The sequence below is a fragment of the Saccharopolyspora sp. NPDC045941 genome (assembly GCF_056431445.1).
The window spans coordinates 45,936-72,483 of sequence record NZ_JBWKKU010000049.1 but is presented as its reverse complement, the minus strand read 5'-3'; the positions used below and the strand labels follow the sequence as shown (position 1 = coordinate 72,483).

The window sequence follows — 26,548 nt, the reverse complement described above, 5'->3', positions numbered from 1 at the left end:
TCGACCGCGTCCGCTGCTGCCCACACCGCGTCGGCACCCTCGCCCGAGCCATCCTCACCCTCGAACACGAAGGATGAAAAACGCTCAATGGAAATTGCGGGACTTCGTGGACAGGCGGGGCTTGTGCTCCAGGTGGGAGAGGCCGTTCCAGGCGAGGTTGACCAGGTGCGCGGCCACCTCCTCCTTCTTCGGCTTGCGCGCCTCCAGCCACCACTGGCCGGTCAGCGCCACCATGCCGACCAGCGCCTGGCTGTACAGCGGGGCGAGCTTCGCGTCGTAGCCCCGCGCGCTGAACTGCAGGGCGAGGATGTGCTCGACCTGGCTCGCGATGTCGTTGAGCAGGCTGGAGAAGGTGCCACTGTTGCTGGCCACCGGCGAATCGCGCACCAGCACCCGGAAACCGTCGGTGTTGTTGTCGATGTAGTCCAGCAGCGCCCGCGCCGCCTGCTCCAGGAGATCCCGCGGATGCCCCGCCGACAGGGCGGAGACGACCAGGTCCAGCAGGTTGCGCATCTCGCGGTCGACCACCACCGCGTAGACGCCTTCCTTGCCGCCGAAGTGCTCGTAGACGACCGGCTTCGACACCCCGGCGCGGTGCGCGATCTCCTCGATGGACGTGCCGTCGAAGCCCTTCTCCGCGAACAGCGCCCTAGCGACGTCCAGCAGCTGCTGCCGACGTTCCTTGCCCGTCATCCTGACCCGTGCGGTGCGCCCTTTCGGCCGCGCCTCGGGTTCGGGCGCAGTCCGCCCGCGTCGCCGTGATACCACTCGCACAACCCTAAGGTGCTGGCCCGACACGCATGTCCAGGCCTGATGAAAAAGTGCCCGCGCGATTTCGCCGCGCGGGCACCTCGAACCGGGCGGGGATCAGCCCTTGTACTCGGTGACCGAGATCCGGGCGAGCCGCTTCTCGTTGGACCAGCGGACGTTCCAGACCCAGCCGAGCTTCTCGAAGATCCAGATAACGCGCGCCGAGATGTCGATCTGCCCGCGCAGCACGCCGTGCCGGGCGCAGGTCGGGTCGGCGTGGTGCAGGTTGTGCCACGACTCGCCGAAGGACAGGATCGCCAGCGGCCAGAAGTTCGCCGCCTTGTCCCGGCTCTTGAACGGCCGCTCGCCGATCATGTGGCAGATCGAGTTCACCGACCACGTGATGTGGTGCAGGAACGACACGCGCACCAGCCCGGCCCAGAAGAACGCCGTCAGCGCGCCCCACAGGGACCACGTGAGCAGACCGCCCAGCAGCGCGGGAAGCACGAGGCTGAGGGCCGTCCACACCGGGAACAGCCGGTTGATAACAACGATGTCGCGGTCCTTGAGCAGGTCGGGGGCGAACCGGTCCTCGTTGGTCATCTCCCGCTTGAACATCCAGCCCATGTGGGAGTGCCAGAAGCCCTTGGTCAACGCCAGCGCCGAGGTGCCGAACAGCCAGGGCGAGTGCGGGTCGCCCTCGCGGTCGGAGAAGGCGTGGTGGCGCCGGTGGTCGGCGACCCAGGTGATGACCGGCCCCTGGACCGCCATCATCCCGGCGATGGCCAGTGCGATCTTCACCGCGCGGTTGGCCTTGAAGGAACCGTGCGTGAAGTACCGGTGGAAGCCAACGGTGACCCCCAGGCCGCTGATCAACCAGAAGAGCACGGCAAGGCCGATGTCGACCGGCCCCACGCCCCACCCCCAGGTGACGGGGACCGCAGCGATCAGCGCGGCCATCGGGATCAGGAGAAACGCGTACACCAGCGACGCCCGTCCAGCGCTCTGCGGACCCGTGGTCAGCGGCTTCGGCCCGGACTCGGCGCCGGCGTCCGGAGCGGCAACGCGCTCGGTTGCTGCGGTCATACTCAATACCTCGAATGGCTTGGGGAGGTGGGAAAACTGCGGTCAGCACCGGGAGCGCACGGCCCCGCAACACCTCCACCCTACGGGACCGTAACCTACGCAAGCGTAAGTTATTCGATGCCGAATCGTCACCCCCGGACGGCAACATTGCGGCGTGTCGCACCCCTCCGGGCGTGTCCGAATCGCCCTCGTTCACCCGAACAGCGGTGATCTTGTACGCAACCGGTGGACGCCGGCGTACGTCCCATCCACGTGCCAGCGCGCGAGGAAACCCGAGAACCCGCAGGCCCGACGCCGACCCGGCGGCGGGGGCATGCCACGATGTCGGCCGGGTACCACCGCCTGTCGGCCCGGGCCGGTAAGCTCGGGCCGCGGTGCCGGGGATCACAAGCCGGCATCGCGGGCAGACAGCGCCCGATCCGCCGTGGTGTAAAGGCAGCACCTCGGATTTTGGTTCCGATGGTCCAGGTTCGAATCCTGGCGGCGGAGCGAGCGGTCCTCCCGGACCCGGCGCGGCGCGCAGCCCCTCGTGAGGCCCAGCGCGCCGCCCAGGCCGCCGGGGAGCGATGGTGAACAGGGGGTGTGCGCCGCTGCGCGACGACACGACCGCCGTGCGCGAAGACCCGATGACCACGCTGAGCGAGGTGTCCGACGCCTGGCTCGTGGGGCGCGCACGCGAACTCAACGCAGTCGGCCAGCACAGCGATGCGTCCGGCCAGCGAAGCACCATCCGCGAGGCGGATGACCTGCTCGCCGAGGCCCAGCGGCGCGGCGAGCCGCGCATCGTCGGCCAGCTCCTGCGGCACTGCGCCTCGATGCGGCTGGCGACACCCGGTCTGGTCGACAGCGCTGATCCGCTGCTCGACGAACTCCTCATGCACACCCGCCGGCACGGGCTGAGGGTCCTGGAAGCCGATGCGCACGCGCTGCGCAGCCGGCGCGCGCTGATCGGCGGCAGCGAGGACAGCGCGCTGACCGAGGTGGCGCACGGCCTGGCGATGCTCGACGACGAGCTGGTCCCGGACCGCACGCTGGGCCGCCGGTCGTGGGAGCGACTGCTGGCCACCTCGCTGATCGACATCGGCCTGGTGCTCACCCAGCTCGGCGTCTACGAGACGGCCGACGAGGTGATGACCCGCGCCCACCAGCGGATCCGGGAGAGCGGCGGCCCGCACGAGATCGCGGTGCACATGATCAACCGGTGCCGGATGCTGCTCGGCTGGGGCCTGCGGCTGGAGCGCATCGGGCAGTACGAGGAGGCGAACACCCGGTTCGACACCGCCTCGCAGATCGCCGTCGCGGTGGAGGGCCCGTGGCGGGAGTCGTTGTTCCCCCGCGTCTCCGACCGCCCCGCCGCCGAACAGGTCCCGGTGCTCGGTGCCGCCCACGCGCTGGCCCAGCCGCACATCGAGTACATCGAGCGGCTGGAGGTGCTGCGCAGCCTGGACCGGGCGATCCACCCGCGAGAGGAGATCATCGTCGCGATCGCGCTGTCCCGGTGCCTGACCCGTGCGGATCGCAGCGACGAGGCGGTGCAGGTGCTGTCCGATGCCCGCGCCGACATGGAGACCGACACTTCGGAGCCCACGCTGCGGATCTCGCTGGCCCGGGAGCACGCGCAGCTGGTCGACCTCGGCGGCCGCCCCGCCGCGCTGCGGGACTACGCGCTGGAGCTGGAGACCGAGCTGTGGGCGATGCGCCAGGCCCGTCTGTCCACTTTGGTCATCAGGCTGGAGAACTCGCGGCTGACCCACAAGCACGACGCGATCACCCGGCAGGCGCTGCAAGACCCGCTCACCGGCCTGTCCAACCGCCGCGCGCTGGACGACCGGCTGGAGACGATGCTCACCGCGCCCGACGCGCAGCCGCTGGCGGTGGCGCTGGTGGACCTCGACGGGTTCAAGGGCGTCAACGACCGCTGCTCGCACGCGGAAGGCGACGACGTGCTGCGCACCGTCGCGATGACCTTGCGCGACACGTTGCGCGTCGACGACTTCGTGGCCCGCTACGGCGGTGACGAGTTCGTCGTGCTGCTGCCGGGCGCGACGCTCGGCGCCGCCGAGGCGGCGTTGCAGCGCACCACCGAGGCCGTCGACAGCCTGCCGAGCGAGGTCTCGTACGGGGTGACCCTGTCGATCGGCGTCGTCGCGATGCGCCCGCAGGAATCGGCCGCGCAGGTGCTGGCTCGCGCGGATGCCGCGATGTACCAGGCCAAGCGCGGCGGCGGGAACCGCGTCTCGGCGTTCTCCGGCGTGACCACCACGCCGCCGAGCAGCCCGCCGGCCGAGGGCCCGTCGGATCACTCGGTGTGGATTCCCCCGGATGCTCTCTAACCCGATCAGGTGCGGCCCGGCGGCCTCCCCGCCGGGCCGCGCCGACCGGACCTGCCGTTCGATCGGCGCGGAAACACCCGTGTGATCGGCCACAGCGAGGCCCGCCGCGGACCGCCCGGAGTGCATCGAAGATCACATAACCGCAGCTAGAAGGCTGGCTTCGAGCACGTATCAGGGCCGGTCGGCGGTACCATCACATCCGCTGGACAGGCGCGCAGGGGCACCGGAGCCGTGGGGGTACCGGGCCGGTTACTCTTCACCCGCTTGGACGCAACAGGCACCGTCGGCCCGACGGCTGAACCACGCCGCCGAGCCGCATCTAGAGATCAAGGGAGAGCGCTGATGCTCCAGGGCGACACCGCCCAGCCCTCCTCCCGCAGCGATGCGTCTTCGGAAACCGTCAGCACGATCGTGCTCGCCGCGGGCGAGGGCACTCGGATGCGATCGGCGACGCCGAAGGTCCTGCACCGGCTTGCGGGCAGGCCCCTGGTCGAACACGCCGTGCGCGCCGCGGCCGGTCTCGACCCCGACTCACTGGTGGTCGTGCTGGGACACGGCCGCGAAGCCGTGGCCGAGCACCTGACCGGCCTGGCCGACGCCCTGGACCGCGCGGTCGTCACCGCGGTGCAGGAGGAGCAGCTCGGCACCGGACACGCTGTCTCCTGCGGGCTTTCCGAGCTGCCGGCCGACCTCACGGGCACGGTGCTGGTCAGCTACGGCGACGTGCCGCTGCTCGACAGCGAAGCGCTGCGCGCCCTGCTCTCCGAACACCGCGAAGCCGGCAACGCCGTCACTGTGCTGACCGCGGTCGTCGACGAGCCGACCGGCTACGGCCGGATGCTGCGCGATGCCGACGGCCAGGTGACCGGGATCGTCGAGCAGAAGGACGCCACCCCCGAGCAGGCGGCGATCACCGAGATCAACTCCGGCGTCTACGCCTTCGACGCGGAAGTGCTCGCCGACGCGCTCAAGCGGCTGTCCACCGACAACGCCCAGGGCGAGCTCTACCTGACCGACGTGCTGTCGATCGCGCGCGGCGACGGCCGCCCGGTCGGCGCGCTGATCTGCACCGACCCGTGGCTGGTCGAGGGCGTGAACGACCGGGTGCAGCTGGCCCGCCTCGGCGCCGAGCTCAACCGCCGGCTGCTGCTGCGCTGGATGCACGCGGGCGTCACCATCATCGACCCGAACTCGGTGTGGCTGGACTGCGATGTGGAGCTGGACCGCGACGTCCTGCTGGAGCCGGGCGTGCAGCTGCGCGGCGCCACCAAGGTCGGCGAGGGCGCGGTCGTCGGCCCGGACACCACGCTCACCGGCTGCGTGATCCACCCCGGCGCGTCGGTGGTGCGCACCCACGGCGAGGGCGCCGAGATCGGGCCGGACGCCAAGGTCGGGCCGTTCGCGTTCCTGCGCCCCGGCACCCGGCTCGGCACCAAGGGCAAGATCGGCACCTTCGTCGAGACCAAGAACGCCGCGATCGGCGACGGCACCAAGGTGCCGCACCTGACCTACGTCGGCGACGCGACGATCGGCGAGCAGAGCAACATCGGCGCCGCCACGGTCTTCGTCAACTACGACGGGGTGGCCAAGCACCACACCGTGATCGGATCACACGCCCGGACCGGCGCGGACAACATGTTCGTCGCCCCGGTGGAGATCGGCGACGGCGCCTACACCGCCGCCGGCTCGGTGATCACCCAGGATGTCCCGCCCGGCGCGATGGCGGTCGCCCGCGGGAAACAAAGCAACATCGAAGGCTGGGTCGCCAGACGCCGCCCCGGTACCGCCGCAGACCAGGCCGCACAACAGGCTTTGTCGAAAGAACCAACCACCAATCCGACGAATGGCGCCCAATGACGGGCGTCTTACGGGGAGGGACGATGACCGTGAGTGCGATGTCTGCGACTCCGAAGAAGAGCCTGAAGCTCTTCTCCGGCAGCAGTCACCCGGAACTTGCCGAGGAGGTGGCCAAGCAGCTCGACGTAACGGTCACGCCCCAGGCTGCCTACAAGTTCGCCAACGGCGAGATCTTCGTGCGCTACGACGAGTCGGTTCGCGGGTGCGACGCCTTCGTCATCCAGTCGCACTGCAACCCGCTCAACGACGCGATCATGGAACAGCTGATCATGGTGGACGCGCTCAAGCGCGCCAGCGCCAAGCGCATCACCGTGGTCATGCCGTTCTACGGCTACGCCCGCCAGGACAAGAAGCACAAGGGCCGCGAGCCGATCTCGGCGCGGCTGATGGCGGACCTGTTCAAGACCGCCGGCGCGGACCGGATCATGGCGGTGGACCTGCACACCGATCAGATCCAGGGCTTCTTCGACGGCCCGGTGGACCACCTGATGGCCCAGAAGCTGCTGGCCAGCTACATGCGCGACACCTACGCGGGCGAGCAGATCACCGTGGTCTCCCCCGACTCGGGCCGGGTCCGGGTGGCGGAGAAGTGGGCCGACGACCTCGGCGGCACGCCGCTGGCGTTCATCCACAAGACCCGCGACCCCAGCAAGCCCAACCAGGTGGTCGCCAACCGCGTCGTCGGTGACGTCGAGGGCCGGCTGTGCGTGCTGGTCGACGACATGATCGACACCGGCGGCACGATCACCAAGGCCACCGAGCAGCTGCTGGCGGCGGGCGCGAAGGACGTCATCATCGCGGCCACCCACGCGGTGCTGTCCGGCCCGGCGGTGGAGCGGCTGTCGTCCTGCGGCGCGAAGGAGGTCGTGCTGACCAACACGCTGCCGATTCCGGAGGAGCGCCGGTTCCCGAACCTGACGGTCCTGTCGATCGCCCCGCTGGTCGCGGAGGCGATCCACCAGGTCTTCGAGGACGGCTCGGTCACCAGCCTCTTCGACGGCCGCGCCTGACCCGGCGGCGCCTCCCGAGGGCGCCCGCGGTGAGCGCGAAGAACCTCGAACGGCCCCGGTCCACTTCGGACCGGGGCCGTTCGAGGTTCGAGGTTCCGGGTTCCGGGTTCCGCAATTTCAATGGAAATCGAACCTCTGATTTCCATTGAAATTGCGGGAGTTGTCCACAGACACCGGCGTGTCGGGTCCCGACACGCCGATGGTCCGCAATTTCCATTGAAATTGGATCTTCGATTTCAATGGAAATTGCGGACCACTCGTGGGGACCGGGCAGCGGACCTCGTGCGGCGGTCAGCGTGCGGCGGTCAGCGTGCGGCGATCAGCGTGCTCGGTAAGCGCGCTGGGACCGCGTGCTGGGTCGGCGTGTGGGTCAGACGGTGGTGACGACCTCGTCGTAGTCGAGGCGGGGCAGGCGGTCGAACCAGGGGTTCTCGCCCGGCTTGCCGATGTTGACCACGACCAGCGCCTGCTGCTTGCCGCCCGGGAAGAACTCCGCGTCGAGGCCCGCCTTGTCGAAACCGGTCATCGGACCGGCCGCCAGCCCGGCGGCGCGAACGCCGAGGATGAAGTACGCGATCTGCAGGCTCGCGTTGAGCTTCGCGTTGGTCAGCCGGAGGTCGTCGTTGCCGGCGAACATCTCCCGGACGCCCTCCGCGTGCGGGAACACCCGCGGCAGGTTCTCGTGGAAGTCGGTGTCGGCGGCCAGGATCGCCACCAGCGGGGCCTTCTCGGTCTTGGCCCGGTTGCCCTCCATCAGGTGCGGCAGCAGGCGCTGCTTGCCCTCGTCGGAGCGCACCAGCACGATGCGCAGCGGCTGCTGGTTCATCGACGTCGGGGCCCACTTGACCAGGTCGTAGACGGCCTGGATCTGCTCGTCGGTGACCGGCTCGTCGCTGAAGCTGTTGGCGGTGCGGGCTTCGCGGAACAGCAGGTTCTGGGCGTCCGCGCCGAGCACCAGCTGCTCGGCCTGGTCGATCGCGGTCATGAACTCACTCCTGGAGCGGTCGGGATTCCGGGGATCCGCCCGCGCACCGGGCGGATCCCCCATCCCAACATTGTTTGAGGTTTCAAATATTCCGGAACCGGCTCACTGTGACCGGCCTCACGGACGATCAGTAGCCGACCGTGAAGCGCCGCCGCCGGTGCGCGGGCTTCTCCAGCTCGTCGACGAACGCGATCGCGTAGTCCTCACCGCCGATCGCGGAGTTCCCGTCCGCGTCGGTCACCAGCACGTCGTCGCCGAGCCGGTAGGAGCCGGTCCGCTCGCCCGGAGCGTAGGCCCCGAACGTCCCCGCCGGGCTGAGGTAGAACCAGTCCGCCTCGGCGGGCGCCTGCTGGAGCGCCGCGAGTACCTCGGCGTGCGCGCCGGCCTCCGGCTTGAACTCGTCCGGGAACCCGGGCGCGTCGATCACCCGCGGACCGTCCTCGGACACGCGGAGGCTCCCCGCGCCACCGACCACGCCAATCCGCAGTCCGTGCCGCTCGGCAGCCGCGAAGAGCGCGGGCACCGCGTCGAGCAGCTTCGTGCCGTCGGGCATCGGCCGGGCCGGGATGGCCACCAGCAGCGCGTCCGCGCCCGCCGTCACGTCGAGCACGAACTGCTCGTCGTGCAGCGAACCCGCTTTCCCGGGCTCGGCCAACGACTCGGCGCTCCGGGCCACGCCGATCACCTCGTGGCCGCGCCGCTTCGCCTCCCGCAGGATCGCGCCGCCGGCGTAGCCGGTCGCGCCGAACAGGACCAGTCGCATCGCATCCTCCTTCTGTGCTGGTCACCGACGCTAACCATCGGTTACCGGTGACTTCAACGTGCACTGAGTTCCTGCGGGTAACCATTGAGCGAGCGCGACCGGAACCGGGTGGGGTCACCCGTGCGAAAACGACTATGCAAGCACCGTTTAGACTATTCGGGTTGCCTCGGCGAGGTCGGGACGTTCGCCCGGCGTGATCGGCGCGGTGGCACGGTGGCCGCCCACCACTTTGGTTGGCGCACTGATGTCGCTCACACCCCGGGTGCCCGTTCGGCACCGCGTCGTAATCACGCCAGTAGCGCGCCCCACCGCCGCAGGCCAGCGACCAATTCAGGTTCCGCCCGACGTCATGAGGAGTGCACCACCGTGTCCGAGGTACGTATCGCCGTCGAGCAGCGCACCGAGTTCGGCAAGGGAGCGGCCCGCCGCACCCGCCGCGCCGGCAAGATCCCCGCGGTGCTCTACGGTCATGGCTCCGACCCGAAGCACCTGTCCCTGCCCTCCGTGGAGTTCGCCCGCGCGATCCGCGAGAACGGGCACAACGCGGTGCTGACGCTTGATGTGTCCGGTGGCGACAGCGAGCTCGCCCTCACCAAGACCATCACCACGCACCCGATCAAGAACTACATCGAGCACGTCGACCTGCTGCTGGTCAAGCGCGGCGAGAAGGTCACCGTCGCGGTGCCGGTCGTGCTGGTCGGCGAGGCCGGCCCCGGCGGCCTGGTCAGCCAGGAGGTCACCGAGGTCGAGATCGAGGCCGAGGCCCTGCACATCCCCGAGCAGCTGGAGCTGTCGATCGCCGGTGCCGAGATCGGCACCCAGCTCCACGCCTCCGACATCCAGCTGCCCGCGGGCGTCACCCTGCAGGCCGACCCCGAGGCGCTGGTCGTCAACGTCACCGAGGCCGCGGCTTCGATGGCCGAGGAAGCCGCTGAGGCCGCCGAAGGCGAGACCGCCGAAGAGGCCTGAGCCTCCGACGTCGGGCGCACCGCGCGCCGTCCCGATCCCTGTGATCGGGGCGGCGCGCTGCGTGCCATCTAGAGCAGGAGACTTCTTCCCGTGAGCACTCCGGATTCGGTCGCGTTGATCGTCGGACTCGGCAATCCCGGGCCGCGCTACGAGGGGAACCGGCACAACATCGGTTTCCTGGTCGCCGACGAGCTCGCCGACCGGATCGGCGGGAAGTTCAAGGCGCACAAGGCCGGTGCCGACGTCGTCGAGGGGCGGCTGGCCGGCGCGCGCGCCGTGCTGGTGAAGCCGCGCTCGTTCATGAACCTCTCCGGCGGCCCGGTGGCCGGCGCGGTGAAGTTCTACAAGGCGCCGCCGGAATCCGTGATCGTGATCCACGACGAGCTCGACCTCCCGTTCGGCACCGTCCGGCTCAAGCGCGGCGGCGGCGAGAACGGCCACAACGGGCTGCGTTCGATCAGCAAGTCCATCGGCACCCGCGACTACCTGCGGGTCCGCTTCGGCATCGGCCGCCCGCCCGGCCGGATGGACCCGGCCGATTACGTCCTCAAGGACTTCTCCGGTGCCGAGCGCAAGGAGCTCGCGTACTTCATCGACCTCTGCGCGGACGCGGTGGAGGCCCTGGTCACCGACGGCCTCGAAGCCGCCCAGAACCGCTTCCACTGACCCCGCGAGCTGTAGGGCCCCGCTCCACCGAGCTCGGTGCGGGGCCCTTCAGCGTGACCGTCCACAAAGGTCATTCGGTGGGGACCAGCGCGGCCGTGGCGGCCCTCTTGAGCTTCCCCGACGGGGTCTTGGGCAGCGAGCCCGGCTGCAGCACGACGACCGCCGAGGGGCGCACTCCCACCGCGTCCACGATGCGCGCCGCGACCTCCTTGCGCAGCGCCTTCTCCGCGGACTCGTCGCCCGCCAGGCGCGACTCCAGCACCACCGCGAACCGCTCGCGGCGGCTCCCGGCGTCCTGCCGGACCGCGGCGGCGTTACCCGCGCGCACGCCCTCGACCTGGCAGGCGGCCCGCTCGATGTCCACCGGGTAGATGTTGCGGCCGCCCATGATGATCACGTCCTTGCGGCGCCCGCAGATCACCACCTGGCCGTCGACCAGGTAGCCCTCGTCCCCGGTGTCCAGCCAGCCGTCATCGTCCTGCGTGGACAGCGGGCCGTCCATGGTCAGGTAGCCCGGCGTCACCGCCTCGCCCCGGATCCGCAGCCGCCCCACCTGCCGCTCCTCCAGCCGCCGGCCCGAGTCGTCGACGACGTCGACCTCCAAGCCCGGCAACGGGTTTCCCAGCAACGCGAACCGCCGCGCCCGCTCGGCGTCCGGCGATGCGGGTTCGGCCCGCCGCTGCTGCTCCAGCGCATCCGCGTCGACGGTGTCGACCTCCAGCCCGCGCCCCAGCGGCGCGAACGACACCGCGAGCGTGGCCTCGGCCATCCCGAACGCGCACACCATGCAGTCCGGGCTCATCCCGAACCTGGCCCCCGCGTCGGTGAACGCCTGCGCCGCCGCCGGATCGATCGGTTCGGCGCCGTTGAGCGTGAACCGCAGGCTCGACAGGTCGAAGTCGCCGTCGTCGGCGCGGGCCATCCGGCGACCGACGATCGCGTAGGCGAAGTTCGGCGCGGCGGTCACGGTCCCCCGGTAGCGGCTGATCAGCTCGGGCCAGAGCAGCGGCCGGGCCAGGAAGTCGGCCGGGGTGATCTTGACCGCCGACATGCCGATCGCCATCGGCACCGTCAGGCAGCCGACCATCCCCATGTCGTGGAACAGCGGCAGCCAGGACACCGCGACGTCGTGCGCGGGATCGAGCCGGGCGGCGGTGACCATCGCCCGAAGGTTGGCGTGGAGGTTGCCGTGGGTGATCCGCACGGCCTTGGGGTCGGCGGTGGAGCCGCTGGTCAGCTGCAGCAGCGCGGTCGCGTCCTCGTCGACGTCGACCGGCGCGGCGAGCGGTTCGCCGCCGGTGAGCCCGGCCAGGTTCCGGCAGCCGATCGCGTTCTCCTCCAGCACGCCGGCCAAGTCCTCGAACGGGGCGCCCAGCAGCACCAGCCGGGCGCCGATCATCTTGAGCACCCGGACGGTGTCCTCGGCCCAGTGCGCGAGGTCGGTGCGCGGCGTCGGCTGGTGCAGCATCGTCACGCTGCCGCCGCCGAGCCACACGGCCTGCACGGCGGGAGCGATCAGGCCGGGATCGGCGGCGAGGATCGCGACGACCCGCCCGGGCCCGAGGTCGTCGCCCAGCGCCCCGGCCATCCGCAGCGCGTCGGCGTGCACCTCAGCCCAAGTCCGGAACCACGGCTGCTCGGGCTCGCCCGTCGTGAGCCCCCGCGCCTGCGGACCGGAGTTCTCCCGCGCGGACGCCACCAATGTCTCCACGAACCGACTCATGTGACGCAGCTTACGAGCACGGTGATCGCGCGCACAGGTTTCGCCACAACGGCCAGCTCATCGAGCACCCCGCAAGGGCGAAGATCCCGATTCCAGGCAAAATCGGCAGCTATCCCGGGGCTCGCACCGCGCCTTCCGGGACATGGGGAAGGTGCCCAATTTTAGGCAAAATTGGACACCTCCGGGTCAGCCGAGCTGATCGGCGAGCTCCATCCAGCGCATTTCGACCTCGTCCTTCTCCTGCTGGAGCCCGCGCAGCTCCGCGTTCAGCTCCGCCAGCCGCTCCGGCGCTGTCGCGGCCTCCGCGAGCTTCTCGTGCAGCCGCGCTTCGCGCTCCGCGAGCTTGTCGAGCTGACGCTCGCAGCGCGCGAGGTCCTTGCGCGCCGCGTGCTCCTCCGCTCCGGAGAGCCCTCGCGGCTTCGCCGCGTCGGTCGCCTGCTTGCCGACGCTGCCTTCGGCCGCTTCCAACAGCGACTGACGCCGCTGCAGGTACTCGTCGATGCCGCCCGGCAGGTGCGTGAGGCCGCCGTCGCCGAACAGCGCGTGCACGCTGTCGCACACGCGCTCCACCAGGTAGCGGTCGTGGGAGACGACCACCAGCGTGCCCGGCCAGGTGTCGAGCAGATCTTCGAGCTGCTGCAGGGTGTCGATGTCGAGGTCGTTGGTGGGCTCGTCGAGGATCAGCACGTTCGGCTCGGCCATCAGCAACCGCGCCAGCTGCAGGCGCCGGCGCTCGCCGCCGGAGAGGTCTTCGACGGGCGTCCACTGCCGTCCCTTGCCGAAGCCGAAGCGCTCGCCGAGCTGCGATGCGGACAGCTCGTACTTGCCGAGGGTGACCCGCTCGGCGACGTTCTCGATCGCCTCCAGCACCCGCCAATGCCCGGGCAGGTCGTGCAGTTCCTGGGTCAGGTGCGCCAGCCGCACCGTCTTGCCCTCGATGCGCTTGCCCGCGTCGGCTTCGCGTTCGCCGGCGAGCAACTTCAGCAGCGTCGTCTTGCCGGAGCCGTTGACGCCGACCAGACCGATCCGGTCGCCGGGGCCGATGCGCCAGGTGACGCCGTCCAGCAGCGTGCGGTCGGCGATCCGGAGGTCGACGTCCTCCAGCTCCAGCACCGTCTTCCCGAGACGGCGCTTGGCGAACGCCACCAGCTCGACGGTGTCGCGCGGCGGCGGCACGTCGGCGATCAGGGCCTCGGCCGCCTCCATCCGGTACCGGGGCTTGGAGGTGCGGGCCTTCGCGCCGCGCTGCAGCCACGCGAGTTCCTTGCGCGCGAGGTTCTGCCGCTTCTCCTCCGCCTGCTGGGCGATGCGGGCGCGTTCGGCGCGGGCGAAGACCCAGTCGGCGTAGCCGCCTTCGTACTGCTCCACGCGGCCCTGGACGACCTCCCAGGTGCGGTTGCAGACGGTGTCCAGGAACCAGCGGTCGTGGGTGACGATCACCAGCGCGCACTTGCGCTCCAGCAGGTGATCGGCCAGCCAGTGCACGCCCTCGACGTCCAGGTGGTTCGTCGGCTCGTCCAGCACCAGCAGGTCCAGATCGCGCACCAGCGCGGCGGCCAGCGCGACGCGGCGGCGCTCGCCGCCGGAGAAGTCGGTGACCGGGGTGTCCAGGCCGAGACGGGTCATGCCGAGGCCGCTGAGCACCGAGCGCACCTGCGGGTCGGCGGCCCATTCGTGCTCGGCGCTGAAGCCGTGCGGGTCGAGCACCGCGTTGCGCACCGTGGAGTCGGCGGGCAGCTCGGTGCGCTGCGTGACGACGGCCATCCGCAGGTCGCGGCTCTGGCTGGCCCGGCCGCTGTCGGGCTCCGCGAGGCCGGCGAGCACCTCCAGCAGCGTGGTCTTGCCGCCGCCGTTGAGGCCGACGACCCCGATGCGCTCCCCCGCCGAGACCCCGAGCGAGACGCCGTCCAGCAGCGGGCGCACGCCATAGCTCTTGCTGACCGATTCCAGATTGACCAGGTTCACCATCGGGTGTTCGTCTACTCCATCAACTGCGTTGCGTGATCACGGGCTGGGCCCAGGCCCGAGTTTCGATTGAAACTGCAGACCGCGGTCCTAGGCGTGCAGTTTCAATTGAAACTGCACTTCAGGCGTGGACCTGGGGCGGGGTGGGGCGGTGAGCGGACTCTTCGGAGACCACCCGGGCTCCCGGGACGGGGCCGTGGGCGACGCGGACCGTGCGGCACACGCCCGCGCCGGAGAGCTCGGCCGCCACCCGGACCGCCGAATCCGCGTCGGTGCAGAGGAAAGCGCAGGTCGGGCCCGAGCCCGAAACGATCCCGGCGAGCGCGCCCGCCTGCACTCCCGCGCGCAGCGTGCGCCGCAGCCCGGGGCGCAGTGACACGGCCGCCGCCTGCAGGTCGTTGCCCAGCAGCAGGGCGAGCTGCCGCGGGTCTCCGGAGGCCAGCGCCTCCAGCAGCGGCTCGACCTCCCCGACGCGGTTCGGCTTCGACTCCGCCCGCAGCCGGTCGAGTTCGGTGTAGACGCCGGGCGTGCCCAGCCCGCGGCGATCGAGCGCGATGACCCAGTGGAAGGTGTGCCGCGCCAGCACCGGCACGAGCCGCTCGCCGCGGCCGGTGCCCAGCGCCGTGCCGCCCTGCAGCGAGAACGGGACGTCGCTGCCCAGCTTCGCGGCGATCTCACTGAGGTCGTCGCGCCCCAGCTCCAGCCGCCAGAGGTGGTTCAGCGCCAGCAGCGTCGCCGCCGCGTCGGCGCTGCCGCCGGCCATCCCGCCGGCGACCGGGATGCCCTTGTTGATCGACAGCCGCACCCCGGGCTCTTCCGGATCGCGCCCGCTGTGCTCGGCGAGCAGCTGCACGGCCTTCCAAGCCAGGTTGCTGGGGCCGGTGGGCACCGAGTCCGCACCATCGCCGTGCACGTCGATGCCGGGTTCCTCGGCGACCAGCACGGTGACCTCGTCGGTCATCGACAGCGCCTGGAAGACGGTGACCAGCTCGTGGTAGCCGTCCGGGCGCGGGTCACCGACCGACAGGTGCAGGTTCACCTTGGCCGGGACGCGAACGGTGATGGGTGTAGGAACCACGGAGAGCACTCTTAGAGCGTACGTGTAGAGGAAACCCCGCCGCCGACTTCCCTGCGTATTAGAACCTATCCAGACCCACCTTGCGGAGCGGTGCGGGTGGCGGAATCTCAGACGCCGTCTGGTCTCCGGGATCCCCGACACACGTATGCCCAAGACGACGCGGCGGGGACTGGCCTCGCCCAGTAGCCCAGAAGGGCGAGCACAGCCTGAGAACCCGCGGCGGTGCGAGTTGCGAGGGTGGGCCAAGCGGCTGCGCCGCTTCAAGAACAAAGCGGAAAATGCGGTGAAGGGCGCTTCCCGGCGATCAACGCGCCGGGAAGCGCCCTCCAGCGCGGATGCTGCGATCAGGCCGCCGGGATGACCGCGACGCCGCCGTACTTCTGGTTGATGAAGTCCTTGACCTGCTGGGACCGCAGCAGCTCGGCGAGCTTCTGGATCCGCGGGTCCTTCTCCAGCGCCGGGCTGGTCACCAGGCCGTTGGCGTAGGGGTTGTTCTCCGGGCTCTCCACGAGGACCGGGTTCTGCAGGTTCGCCTTGATCGCGTAGTTGCCGTTGACCACCGCGGCGGCGGCGTCATCCACCGAGCGCGGCAGCTGGTCCGGCGACAGGTCCTTGAACTTGATGTTCTTGGGGTTCTCGGCGATCGCCGACTCCAACCGGGTGCCCACCGCGGCGTCCGGCTTGAGCTTGATCAGGCCGCCCTGCTCCAGCAGCTTCAGGCCGCGGAACTGGTTCGCCGGGTCGTTGGACAGCGTGACCGTCGCGCCGTCCTGGACCTCCTGCAGCGACTTGACCTTGTTGGAGTACACCGCGAGCGGCTCCAGGTGCACGGCCTGGATCCAGACGAAGTCGCCGCCGCGCTGCTTGCGGTACTCGTCCAGGTAGGGCTGGTGCTGGAAGTAGTTCGCCTCCAGCTCGCCGTTCGCGACGGCCTCGTTCGGCCGGTTGTAGTCGTCGAACTTGACGATCTCGATGTCGAGTCCGGCCTGCTTCGCCAGGTTGTCCTTGACGTATTCCAGGATCTCGCCGTGCGGCGTCGGGCTGACCGCGACCCGCAGCGGGGCGTTCGGGTCCGAGGAGGCCTGGCCGCCGCCTCCGCACGCGGCCAGCACCACGCCGGCCGCGGCCACCAGGGCGGCAAAACGCAAACGCATCAGAGTTCGTCCTTTCTGGACAGTGGTTGGGAGGTCGTCCCAAGCAGGAAGAGTTTCGGGCGGGCGTCGCCCACGAGGTCAGCTCGTCGCGGTCCGGCGCCGGTCGACGAGCTTCGCGGTCCGGTCGGTGATCAGCTGCATCGCGAAGGCCAGCACGCCGAGCACGACCACCGATCCCCACAGGATCCGGTCGTCGTAGCCCTGGTAGCCGTCCTGGATCGCGGTCGTGCCCAGCCCGCCGCCGCCGATCGCGCCGGCCATCGCGGCATAGCCGACCAGCGCCACGGCGGTGACGCCGACCGCGCCGACCAGCGCGGCTCGCGCCTCGCCGAGCAGCACCGTCCACACGATCCGCAGCTTGCTCGATCCGGTCGTGATCGCAGCCTCGACCACGGTGAAGCTGACCTCGCGCAACGCGTTCTGCGTCAGCCGCGCGAAGAACGGGATGGCGCCGATGGTCAGCGGCACGATCACCGCGGTGCTGCCGATCGACGTGCCGATCAGCAGCCGGGTGAACGACGCCAGCACCACCAGCAGAACGACGAACGGCACCGAACGCACCACGTCGACGACCACGCCGAGCACCCGGTACAGCACGGGCTTCGGGTTCAGGCCGACCGGCGAGGTCAGGTGCAGCAGCACCCCGAGCGGCAGGCCTCCCAGCACCGCCAGCAGGGTCGACACCAACACCATGTAGAGCGTGTCGATCGTCGCTTCACCAAGAATTCCAAGGACCTCCGACCAGGGGGTCACATCACTCACGCAGCAGCTCCGTCAACGCACACCGGGGCGCGTCGCACATGCGCGTCCCGCTCGACCATCCACTTCAGGGCCGCCTCGGCTCGCTCGCCGGTCAGGCCCACCTTGAACTTCGCCACGGGCGTGTCACCCAGCCTGGTCAACCCGCCGCCCAGGATCGCGAGCTCGACCCCGAACCGGCCGGCGGCCTCCGGCAGCAACGCGCCGACCGCGGCGAAACCGACCAGCACGACCTCGGCGACGACGTCGTGCCTACCGCCGGGCCGCAGCGAATCGCCCTGGTCAGTGCCGGGCAGCAGCGTGTCGCCCACCCGGCTGCCGGGCTCGGCGACGAGGTCGATGACCTTGCCGTGCTCGACCACCCGGCCGTCCTCCAGCACCGCGACGTCGTCGGCGATCTTGCGCACCACGGCCATGTCGTGGGTGACCACCAGCACGGTGACGCCCAGTTCGGCGCGGGCGCGGTCCAGCACCGTGAGCACCGAGTCGGTGGTGCTCGGGTCGAGCGCCGAAGTCGGCTCGTCGGCCAGCAGCACCGACGGCTTGGCGGCCAGCGCACGCGCCACCGCGATCCGCTGGCGCTGCCCACCGGAGAGCTGGTCGGGGTAGACGGAGGCCTTGTCGGTCAGGCCCACGAGGTCCAGCAGCTCGCCGACGCGAGTGCGTCGCTGCGGGCCGCTGACACCGGCCGCTTCCAGCGGCAACGCGACGTTGCCCGCGGCGGTGCGCTGGCGCAGCAGCGAATCGCCTTGCGGCACAACGCCGATCTGGCGACGCGCCGCGCGAAGCGCCTTGCCGCCGAGGGAAACGAGGTCGGTGCCGTCGACGCGGATGGCGCCGCCGTCCGGCTTCTCCAGCAGCGCGATGCACCGGGCCAGGGTCGACTTGCCGGCCCCGCTCGGACCGACCACCCCGCACACCGCACCGGCCGAAACCTCCATCGACACGCCGTCGAGGGCGCGGACGGTTCCGTTGTTGTGCTGGAAGGACTTGGTCAGGTTCTCAACTGTGATCACGATCGGCTCCACATCAGCTCGCGACGGCCGCGCGCACGACAGGGCGGCAGGCCAAGGAACTCCGGAAAGGGAGGAAGAGCTGGGTCACATCTCGCGACGACAGGCGGTGGTGGTGCGACGCCCGTGGTCGATGACGCGACGCTGCGTCAGCAGCCTCCGGATGTGGTTCTGCCGGGATCGGACCAGCTGAGCTCGGGTCTGACCCGCAGGCGGGCTGGCTAACAGCGCGTTGGAATCCACAACAACTCCATCGGTCCTGGCGTTAGCACCTGCCCATCGGGTGGTTGCTGCGGCGTCGCGGAGCCAGGTCTCTCGGCCGCTCGGGATGGATTTCCCGAATAGTAGAACCCACTGGCGGATTCCAGCGCAAGTTGATAGTCGTCACTTTCCGAAATCGTCCGTCAAATCACACACCCGGACGAGCGGGAATTTTCCTGGCGCGCCAGGTGTTCTCGGTGACTCCGAGTAGTGGATCGACCTCGGTTGGCAAGCGCCCGGACGGGTGGTTCAGCGACCGCTCTCGGTAGCCGCGGCCTCCGCGATGCGCGCGAAGTCGGCGATCTCCAACTGCTCACCGCGAATCGACGGATCCACCCCGGCGGCCCGGAGGACTTCCTCCGCGCGCGCCGCGGACCCGGCCCAGCCGGACAGCGCGGCGCGCAACGTCTTGCGCCGCTGGGCGAACGCCGCGTCCACCACCCGGAAAACCTCCGCGCGCGGCGCGGTCGACGGCGGTTCGACGCGCTCGAACGACACCAGCCCGGAGTCCACATTGGGCACCGGCCAGAACACCTTGCGCGGCACCGGACCCGCGCGCCGCACGTCGGCGTACCACGCGGCCTTGGCGCTGGGCACGCCGTAGACCCGGCTGCCCGGCTTGGCGGCCATCCGGTCGGCGACCTCGGACTGCACCATGACCAGGCCGTGCCGCAGGCTCGGCAGTTCGGCCAGCAGGTGCAGCACCACCGGCACGGCGACGTTGTACGGCAGGTTCGCGACCAGCGCGGTCGGCGGCGCCGGGAAGTCCGCGGCGGTCACCCGCAGGGCGTCGGCCTCGATCACGGTGAGCCGGCCGGCCAGCGCCGGGGCGAACTCGGCGGCGGTGCGCGGCAGCCGCGCCGCGAGCACCGGATCGATCTCGACGGCCGTCACGGCACCGGCGGCGGGGAGCAGGGCGAGCGTCAGGGAGCCCAGGCCGGGGCCGACCTCCAGCACGACGTCGTCCGCCGTGACCGACGCCGAGGCCACGATGCGGCGCACCGTGTTCGGGTCGTGCACGAAGTTCTGGCCGAGCTTCTTCGTCGGGCGGATGTCGAGCTCCTCGGCCAACCGGCGCACGTCGGCCGGGCCGAGCAGAGTCGCCTGCTGGTCGTCCACACGGAAAAACTACCCGCGCCCCGAAGCCACCGTCCCCGCACCCCGACCAGCAGAACCACGAAAGGCACCTACCACCGGATCAGCCGGCGAGAGGCGCCCTTCATCTCGCGCAGCTCACATGATCGACGCCCGGGCGAAGCCGCTTCGATCATCCGCTCACCCGCGACGCTCAGTCCGCGTGATCGAAAGCCGCCGCAAGCGGCGTAGCCGCTTAGCCCACCTGTGCAACCGGCACCGCCGCGGGTTCTCAGGCGTCGTCTGACGAGGACAGCCCCGACGCGACGTATTGGACATACGTGCGTCGGGGATCCCGGAGTCCAGACGGCGACCGCAATTCCCGCAGGGGGGCCGCCACATGCACCGCCACGCAAAATGCGTCTGGAATACCGCTTGTCAGCCGAGGCCCAGCTTGGAGGAGCAGCCCGGCCAGGCTCCGTAGCCGCCGCCGCGGGCCGCGCGGACCTTCTCCGCGACCGCGATCTGCTGCTCGCGGCTGGCCTGGTGGGGGTACGGCGCGTACTGGTCGCCGCCGTAGGCGTCCCAGGTGGACTTGTTGAACTGCAGGCCGCCGTAGTAGCCGTTGCCGCTGTTGATCGCCCAGTTGCCGCCGGCCTCGCACTGCGCCAGCTTGTCCCAGACCCCGCTGTTCGGCGGCTGCTTCCCGCCAACGCGCACGACCTTGGGCTGCGCTTCCTTGGTGATCTTCTCGCCGACGGCTTCCCGGCCGGTCTCGTCGCCGTTGCGCGTGGTGACCCGGGTGAACACGATCTTCTCGCCGGGCACGCCGGGGAACTCGACCCGCTCCTCGCCCTTGAACATCGTGTTGTCGACGATCTCCTGCACCGGGGGCGCGACCGGCATCGTCACGTTGATGACCGTGCTGCCGGTGCGGTCGATGCGGATCTCGGCGCCGGTGACCAGCCGCTGGTCGCCGCCGGGCGTGATCGTGTCCTCGGGGCCGAGTTCGAGCTTCTGCTCCTTGACCAGCTCGTCGATGTTGACGGCGGTCGTGGTCAGCTGCCGCGGCTCGTTGCCACCGTCGATGACGGTGATGTTCTTGCTGGTCTTGACGACCAGGTCCAGGCCCTGCTCGGGCACGGCCATGGTGCGGTCGGCGGAAAGCCACGCCCCGTCGGCCTGCACGCCGAGCTGGCGCAGCGCCTGGTCCACCGTGACCGAGCGGACCCATTCCTCGCGCGGCTCGCCGTCGACGGTCAGCTTCAGCAGCCGACCGCGGTCGAGGGTGATGGTGTCGCCGTGGCTGACCTTGGCCTGCGGCGAGGGGCTCAGCGCGTCGTGCTGGCCGACGGCGATGCCCTCGTCCTCGAGCACGTCGGCGACGGTGCCCTCGTAGGTGCTGACGGTGCGCTCGTGCCCGTCGACCTCGACGGTCACCGACTTGTCCATCGCGGCGGCCGCGCCGCCGGTGCCGGTGAGGGTGAGCAGCACGCCGGCCACCGCGCCCTTGAGGAAGCGCCGCTTCCAGGTGGCGATCGCGTCGACGACCTCCTGCGGCGGGGTGTCGTCCTCCTCCGCCTCCGGCAACGCGTCCGGGATGACCAGCGGCGGCAGCACCGTGGTCTCGGCGTTGATCAGCCGGATGACCTCGTCGACGTCGATCTCGGCGGTCGCGAGCATGTCCGCGGCGTCCGGGCCGAGAACGTCGTAGATGTCCGCCGGGGTGATCTCGAGCGAGCCCGGCGGGAAGCTCGGGTGGTCCTCGGCCGGGTACCGCTGCGGCTCCGGGCGGTCCAGGAGTCCGACTGCGGTGTGCTGCTCGGCCTGGACCGGGGTGAACCAGTCCGTCGCAGGCTCGAAGGATTCGGCCCAGTAGCCGTCGTCCGACCGGTAGGCATGGCCGGGATAGCTGGGCTCGCCGCGTCCGTTCACAGGGTCGTTACCTCCCGAAGGCGGAAGTCGCGCTCGCGTGATGCGGAGCGGAGGTGGCGTCGGGCGAGACCCATGTCGTCGCTCAACTCCCTCGCTCCTCGCGTGCACACAACCTTCGTGCTTCGTGTCTGTATCCGACTCCCGCAGCCAAGCGCCGTCCTAGCCGACCGAGGCTCCGTTGCCCACGGCCCGCTTCCCCGACGTACACCGGCGAGACTTACGGGCGTTCCCCATGACTGGTTGTCATCGGTTACGAGGCCGAGACTTTAGCGTGATCAATGCAGCCAGCCAAGGACCCCGATCAGGCTTGTGATCTGCGTTACACTGATTTGCCGAGCAACCGAGCACGATCAGTAAGCGAGATCGCCCGCATTTGGTCCGTTCGGGGGTACCGTCGCCGTCCCGTTAACTGGGCGACCAGGCTCTTGGGTGACATATCACACGCCCCCGACACCTGCGGTTTCCATGACCGGCACGCGGTTTCCGGGCCGGGAACCGGACCCGGCCCGAGCACTCAACGCGCTCGGGCCGGGCCTCCCTCCCCTCACCCGAGGGATCTGTGCCCCCGCAGCGAGTTGATCACCTCATCGCGGCAGGCCCAGCTTCCGCGCGCACGCGGGCCAGGCGCCGAAGCCGCCGCGCGCCACGCGCAGCGCCTCCGCGATGACGATCTGCTGCTCCCGCGACGCCCGGTGCGGGTACTTGTGGAACCGGTTGCCACCGTGCGCGGCCCAGGTCCGGCGGTTGAACTGCAGGCCGCCGTAGTACCCGTTGCCCGTGTTGGCGGACCAGTTGCCGCCCGACTCGCACTTCGCGAGCCGGTCCCAGACGCCCGACCGCGCGGCCGGCGGCGCGCTCGGAGACGCCGCCGCCATCGGCGCCGCACCGCAGACCACGATGCTCGCCACTACCGTCGCCTTCGCGAACAAACCGAACTTCATCGCAATCCTGACTGCCGTGCCTCCGGGTAGGAGGTTCTCCGCCCAGCGGGGCGGAATTTCGGGGTGCTGGCCCCCATCCCGGCTTCCGATGTGGACGGTAGGGACGACGTAGCGGACTGCAAGCGGGCGCGATTCGGCGCGCAGTAGCAAAGAACTGCGAGTGAAAGGAATACGGGTGGGGTTACGCCTGATCGAGCCGGAACACTCGCTCGGCCGTGGCCGTGGTCGCCACCACGAGTTCTTCAAGCGTCATTCCACGGAGTTCGGCAAGATCCTGAAGGGTGTAATTGACGCAGTACGGCTCGTTCGGGCGTCCGCGGAACGGGTGCGGGGTCAGGAACGGGGCGTCCGTCTCCACCACGAACTGGTCCAGCGGCACCAGCTGCGCGGCCTCCCGGAGCGCCTTGGCGTTGGCATTGCGGAACGTCGCGGTCCCGGCGAAGGACAGCACGTAGCCGGCGTCCACGCAGGACCGGGCGAACTCGGCGTCCCCGGAGAAGCAGTGGAACACCACGGTTTCGGGGGCGCCCTCTTCGGCCAGGATCCGCAGGATGTCCTGGTGCGCCTCGCGGTCGTGGATCATCAGCGGCTTGCCGACGCGCTTGGCCAGGTCGATGTGCCAGCGGAAGGCCTCCTGCTGCGGCTCCGGCGGCGAGTAGTCCCAGTAGTAGTCGAGCCCGGTCTCGCCGACCGCGACCACCCGGGGGTGCGCGACGAGCCGCTCCAAAACCTGCCGGTCGGCGTCGTCGAAGTCCTTCGTCCGGGTGGGGTGCAGCGCCACCGCCGCGAACACCCGGTCGTCCCAAGTGGACGCCTCGACGGCCCACTCGGCGGAGGAGATGTCGTCGGCGACGGTCACCACCCGGCCGACCCCGGCTGCCTGCGCGCGGTCCACCATGGCGCGCACCTCGTCGAGCGTCTTCGCGCCGCAAGCGTCGAGATGGGTGTGCGCGTCGACCGCGGGCGCGGGCAGCGCCTCCGGCACCGGCGGCAGCTCACGCTTCCGGTCCCGCTTGCTCATCGCACCTCTCCAACGCAGGCAGCACTCGGTTGGGTCGACCGCAGTTTCAATTGAAACTGCGGTCCACCGAGGGTTGGGGCACCGACTGACTCCGTCATGGGTGCCCCAACCCTCGGGTGATCAGCTTTCGATCGGGGCCCATTCCGGGCCGGTCTCGCCGAGCTTCGGGTCCAGCTTGGCGAACAGCGGCGTCGGCTTCTGCAACGGCCGGCCGACCTCGATCTCGGTGGACCGCCACGCAGCCTGCTCGCCGGCGTAGTCGCCCATCAGCACCGGGTACTCGATGCTCGGGTCGTCCAGGTCGGTCACCTCGCGGATCTCCGGCTGGGCCGACCAGACACCGGTGCCGCCGAGCAGCTCGTGCACCTTCTGCGCCGAGTGCGGCAGGAACGGGGTGAGCAGCGTGTTGGCGTCGGAAACCACCTGCAGCGCCGTGTGCAGCACGGCGTCCCGCCGGTCCGGGTCCTCCTTGAGCTTCCACGGCTCCTGGTCGGACAGGTACTTGTTCGCCGCCGACACGACCCGCATGGCCTCCTGCGAGGCGGCCTTGAAGCGGGACCGCTGCAGGTGCCCGCCGACGGTGTCGAAGGCGTTGCGGGACAACGCCTTCAGCTCCTCGTCGGCGGCCTGGGGCGCGGTCGGCGCGGGCACCGCGCCGTTGTTCTTCGCGGCCATCGAGATGGACCGGTTGACCAGGTTGCCCCACTCGTTGGCCAGCTCGAAGTTGGTGCGCCGGACGAACTCGTCCCAGGTGAAGTCGGTGTCCTGGTTCTCCGGCCCCGCGACCGAGATGAAGTACCGCAGGGTGTCCGGGCCGAACTCGCGCAGGAAGTCCCGCACGTAGATCACCGTGCCGCGGGAGGTGGAGAACTTCGACCCGCTCATGGTGAGGAACTCGCTGGAGACGATCTCGTCCGGCAGGTTCAGCTCGCCGTACGGGCCGACCTCGCCGCCGCGGTCGCCCTGGCCGTTGTGGCCCATCAGCAGCGTCGGCCAGATCTGGGCGTGGAAGGTGATGTTGTCCTTGCCCATGAAGTAGTAGCCCTGGGCGGCCGGGTCGGTCCACCACTGCTTCCAGGCGTCCGCGTCACCGGTCCGGCGGGCCCACTCGACGCTGGCCGACAGGTAGCCGATCACCGCGTCGAACCAGACGTAGAACCGCTTCATCGGCTGGTCGCGCCAGCCGTCCAGCGGGATCGGCACGCCCCAGTCCAGGTCCCGGCTGATCGCCCGGGGCCGCATGTCGTCGACCAGGTTCTGGGCGAACTTGAGGACGTTGGGCCGCCAGCCGGTGCGCGTGGACAGCCACTTGCCCAGCGATTCGGTGAACGCGGGCAGGTCCAGGAACAGGTGCTCGGTCTCGACGAACTCCGGCTTCTCGCCGTTGATCCGGGACACCGGGTTGATCAGGTCGGCCGGGTCGAGCTGGTTGCCGCAGTTGTCGCACTGGTCGCCGCGCGCGCCGTCGTAGCCGCAGATGGGGCAGGTGCCCTCGATGTAGCGGTCGGGCAGCGTGCGACCGGTGGACGGGCTGATCGCGCCGGTGGTGGTCTTCGGCAGCACGTAGCCGTTGCGGTACAGCGCGAGGAAGATCTGCTGGACGACCTCGTAGTGGTTGCCCGTGGTGGTGCGGGTGAACAGGTCGTAGGACAGGCCGAGGCCCTGCAGGTCCTCGGCGATCACCCGGTTGTACTTGTCGGCGAGCTGGCGGGTGGTCAGCCCCTCGTTCTCGGCCTGCACCGAGATCGGCGTGCCGTGCTCATCGGTGCCGGACACCATGAGCACCCGGTTGCCGGCCATTCGCTGGTAGCGAGAGAAGACGTCCGAGGGCACACCGAAACCGGAGACGTGGCCGATGTGCCGTGGACCGTTCGCATAGGGCCAGGCCACAGCGGTCAACACAGAGGCACTCATGGTGCTTAGCCTACGGTTCGAGGGGTCGTGACCTCGAACCGGTTCTCGTTAATGAAGGTGTTCCGGGCTCGCCCCGCGCAGCTGTGCCGGTAGCGGTGCGAGTGACGAGGGTGGCGGCCGGCGACGACCGGGATCAGCACCGCACGGGCTGGGCGCCGGCCGGGTCGAGGGCGTTGAGCACCATGCGGCCGACGTGCGGGTTGAACGCCACCGCGACGTGCTCGGAGAAGTCCTGCGGGCAGACGTCCTGGAGCAGGATGTTGGTCGCGTTCGGCGCGTCCAGGTAGCCGCTGGTGTACGGGGTGACCAGCTGGTCGTACTTGGTCATGATCGTCGTGTACTCGATGCCGGGCACCGCGGCGCCGTCGGCGTTGAGCTTCGTCATGAACTCGGAGTCCTTGAAGAACTGGCGGCACGAACCGCACAGCTCGTCCGGGATCTGGCCGACGACCGGCAGCTCCTCGGCCAGCCGGTCCAGCAGCTCCGAGGTGTTCTGCAGCGTGGTGCCGTCGTAGAGCGGCGTGATCGCGACGTAGCGCTGCACCTTCTCGGCACCGCCCAGGAACTTCAGGTAGTACTGCGGCATCACGGTGCCCTCGGAGTGGCCGACCAGGTCGACCTTCTCGGCGCCGGTGGCGGCCAGCACCCGGTCGACGAAGTCGGCGAGCTCGGGCGCGCTCTCCTCCATCGGCGCGAATCCGCCGGTGATCTGCGGGACCCCGGGCGGAAGGCCGTAGGTCAGGGCGAAGGCGCAGTAGCCCTGGTCGGCCAGCACCGGCCCCAGGTACGCCCAGTTCGTGGTGGCGGCACCGCCGAGGCCGTGCACCAGGACCACCGGCGTCGGGTGTTCGGCGCTGGGCTGGCAGCTCCAGTCGTTCACGCCGGACGGCGCGGCGGCCGCCTCGGGCTGGGCCGTCGCGGGCGTCGCCGCCGCGGTGACCGCGAGCAGGGCCGCGAGGGCGGCCAGGACACCTCTGATGCGCATCTTCAACCTCGCCTCGTCGTGCGGTTTTTCGATGCACAACGGGCCCGGAACCAGGAAGTGACGCGGCCGACCGCAACATCATCCCGACGGCCCAGCCGCCAAGAGCACGCGCGACTTCAAGACCCGTGCGCACTTTGTGCTGCTACAGCGGCTGTTTTGGATGTCGTGGTGTGAGGTGCGGTACCGCGGGGTCTTGTCTTTGAAGCGGCGCAGCCGCTCGCAGCTCGCACCGCCACGCAGAGCAAGTTTGGAAACAGGCTCTACAGCGGCAAGAAGTGCGCACGGGTTTTGCGCTGTTCGATGCGG

Annotated in this window: 21 protein-coding genes, 1 tRNA gene and 1 riboswitch; of the genes, 6 read left to right on the top strand and 16 right to left on the bottom strand. The window is 70.1% G+C overall.

All coding sequences use genetic code 11. From position 1 onward, the window contains the following. Positions 1–84: 84 nt before the first annotated feature. Together AC07FN_RS32010 and AC07FN_RS32005 are read right to left on the bottom strand one after the other, a co-directional pair. Positions 85–693: a TetR family transcriptional regulator gene (locus AC07FN_RS32010; protein WP_478398961.1), complete on the bottom strand. Its 609-nt coding sequence runs from the start codon at positions 691–693 to the stop codon at positions 85–87. Positions 694–867: 174 nt separating this feature from the next. Further along, complete coding sequence (locus tag AC07FN_RS32005; RefSeq protein WP_478398960.1) at positions 868–1,836, bottom strand: acyl-CoA desaturase; 969 nt, start codon at positions 1,834–1,836, stop codon at positions 868–870. Positions 1,837–2,254: 418 nt separating this feature from the next. Between AC07FN_RS32005 and AC07FN_RS32000 the strand changes: the two genes are divergently transcribed. From AC07FN_RS32000 to AC07FN_RS31985, 4 genes are all read left to right on the top strand, one after another. Then, a tRNA-Gln gene (locus AC07FN_RS32000) sits at positions 2,255–2,325 on the top strand. A gap of 77 nt (positions 2,326–2,402) precedes the next feature. Then, positions 2,403–4,169 (top strand): tetratricopeptide repeat-containing diguanylate cyclase, encoded by a 1,767-nt coding sequence (locus tag AC07FN_RS31995; protein ID WP_478398959.1) that lies wholly within the window; start codon positions 2,403–2,405, stop codon positions 4,167–4,169. Positions 4,170–4,511: 342 nt separating this feature from the next. Further along, positions 4,512–6,026 (top strand): bifunctional UDP-N-acetylglucosamine diphosphorylase/glucosamine-1-phosphate N-acetyltransferase GlmU, encoded by a 1,515-nt coding sequence (gene glmU, locus AC07FN_RS31990; RefSeq protein WP_478398958.1) that lies wholly within the window; start codon positions 4,512–4,514, stop codon positions 6,024–6,026. A 38-nt stretch (positions 6,027–6,064) separates the two neighbouring features. Continuing rightward, positions 6,065–7,036, top strand: a complete 972-nt coding sequence (locus AC07FN_RS31985) for a ribose-phosphate diphosphokinase (RefSeq protein ID WP_218157324.1) — start codon at positions 6,065–6,067, stop codon at positions 7,034–7,036. A gap of 370 nt (positions 7,037–7,406) precedes the next feature. Here AC07FN_RS31985 and AC07FN_RS31980 read toward each other — a convergent pair whose 3' ends face one another. Beyond that, entirely contained in the window at positions 7,407–8,021 is a 615-nt protein-coding gene (locus AC07FN_RS31980; RefSeq protein ID WP_452617047.1) for a malonic semialdehyde reductase, read from the bottom strand. Between the two features lie 127 nt (positions 8,022–8,148). Continuing rightward, positions 8,149–8,784 carry an NAD(P)-dependent oxidoreductase gene (locus AC07FN_RS31975; RefSeq protein ID WP_478398957.1) on the bottom strand — a complete coding sequence of 212 codons (636 nt, stop codon included), beginning with the start codon at positions 8,782–8,784 and terminating at the stop codon, positions 8,149–8,151. A 366-nt stretch (positions 8,785–9,150) separates the two neighbouring features. Here AC07FN_RS31975 and AC07FN_RS31970 point away from each other — a divergent pair, with 366 nt between their 5' ends. After that, entirely contained in the window at positions 9,151–9,753 is a 603-nt protein-coding gene (locus tag AC07FN_RS31970; protein WP_478398956.1) for a 50S ribosomal protein L25/general stress protein Ctc, read from the top strand. A 90-nt stretch (positions 9,754–9,843) separates the two neighbouring features. Next, positions 9,844–10,419, top strand: coding sequence for an aminoacyl-tRNA hydrolase (gene pth / locus AC07FN_RS31965; RefSeq protein ID WP_452617050.1), 576 nt, complete (start codon positions 9,844–9,846; stop codon positions 10,417–10,419). Positions 10,420–10,489: 70 nt separating this feature from the next. Here the strand turns inward: pth and AC07FN_RS31960 are convergent, their stop codons facing one another. The 12 genes from AC07FN_RS31960 to AC07FN_RS31905 all read right to left on the bottom strand — a co-directional run bounded on the left by AC07FN_RS31960 (position 10,490) and on the right by AC07FN_RS31905 (position 26,242). After that, positions 10,490–12,142 carry a fatty acyl-AMP ligase gene (locus tag AC07FN_RS31960; protein WP_478398955.1) on the bottom strand — a complete coding sequence of 551 codons (1,653 nt, stop codon included), beginning with the start codon at positions 12,140–12,142 and terminating at the stop codon, positions 10,490–10,492. A gap of 186 nt (positions 12,143–12,328) precedes the next feature. Next, a complete protein-coding gene (locus AC07FN_RS31955) occupies positions 12,329–14,110 on the bottom strand; it encodes an ABC-F family ATP-binding cassette domain-containing protein (protein WP_478398954.1) in 1,782 nt (593 codons plus the stop codon). 118 nt (positions 14,111–14,228) lie between these two features. Continuing rightward, positions 14,229–15,185 (bottom strand): 4-(cytidine 5'-diphospho)-2-C-methyl-D-erythritol kinase, encoded by a 957-nt coding sequence (locus AC07FN_RS31950; protein ID WP_478398963.1) that lies wholly within the window; start codon positions 15,183–15,185, stop codon positions 14,229–14,231. 344 nt (positions 15,186–15,529) lie between these two features. Further along, positions 15,530–16,339: a MetQ/NlpA family ABC transporter substrate-binding protein gene (locus tag AC07FN_RS31945; RefSeq protein WP_478398953.1), complete on the bottom strand. Its 810-nt coding sequence runs from the start codon at positions 16,337–16,339 to the stop codon at positions 15,530–15,532. A 78-nt stretch (positions 16,340–16,417) separates the two neighbouring features. Then, the gene (locus AC07FN_RS31940) at positions 16,418–17,101 is read right to left on the bottom strand and encodes an ABC transporter permease subunit (protein ID WP_165968414.1); all 684 of its coding nucleotides are present in this window, start codon (positions 17,099–17,101) and stop codon (positions 16,418–16,420) included. After that, positions 17,098–18,114, bottom strand: a complete 1,017-nt coding sequence (locus tag AC07FN_RS31935) for a methionine ABC transporter ATP-binding protein (RefSeq protein ID WP_132492852.1) — start codon at positions 18,112–18,114, stop codon at positions 17,098–17,100. Before AC07FN_RS31935 ends, AC07FN_RS31940 begins: the two co-directional genes overlap by 4 nt. A gap of 244 nt (positions 18,115–18,358) precedes the next feature. Further along, a riboswitch (SAM riboswitch) is annotated at positions 18,359–18,446 on the bottom strand. Positions 18,447–18,621: 175 nt separating this feature from the next. After that, positions 18,622–19,491, bottom strand: a complete 870-nt coding sequence (rsmA, locus tag AC07FN_RS31930; RefSeq protein WP_478398952.1) for a 16S rRNA (adenine(1518)-N(6)/adenine(1519)-N(6))-dimethyltransferase RsmA — start codon at positions 19,489–19,491, stop codon at positions 18,622–18,624. A gap of 393 nt (positions 19,492–19,884) precedes the next feature. Further along, a complete protein-coding gene (locus AC07FN_RS31925) occupies positions 19,885–21,381 on the bottom strand; it encodes a transglycosylase family protein (protein WP_478398951.1) in 1,497 nt (498 codons plus the stop codon). A gap of 584 nt (positions 21,382–21,965) precedes the next feature. Beyond that, the gene (locus AC07FN_RS31920; protein ID WP_478398950.1) at positions 21,966–22,322 is read right to left on the bottom strand and encodes a transglycosylase family protein; all 357 of its coding nucleotides are present in this window, start codon (positions 22,320–22,322) and stop codon (positions 21,966–21,968) included. A gap of 181 nt (positions 22,323–22,503) precedes the next feature. After that, on the bottom strand, positions 22,504–23,343 hold the full coding sequence (locus tag AC07FN_RS31915; RefSeq protein ID WP_478398949.1) for a TatD family hydrolase: 840 nt from the start codon (positions 23,341–23,343) through the stop codon (positions 22,504–22,506). Between the two features lie 120 nt (positions 23,344–23,463). Then, on the bottom strand, positions 23,464–25,257 hold the full coding sequence (metG, locus tag AC07FN_RS31910; RefSeq protein ID WP_132492860.1) for a methionine--tRNA ligase: 1,794 nt from the start codon (positions 25,255–25,257) through the stop codon (positions 23,464–23,466). Between the two features lie 133 nt (positions 25,258–25,390). Beyond that, the gene (locus AC07FN_RS31905) at positions 25,391–26,242 is read right to left on the bottom strand and encodes an esterase/lipase family protein (RefSeq protein ID WP_478398948.1); all 852 of its coding nucleotides are present in this window, start codon (positions 26,240–26,242) and stop codon (positions 25,391–25,393) included. Positions 26,243–26,548 lie beyond the last annotated feature (306 nt).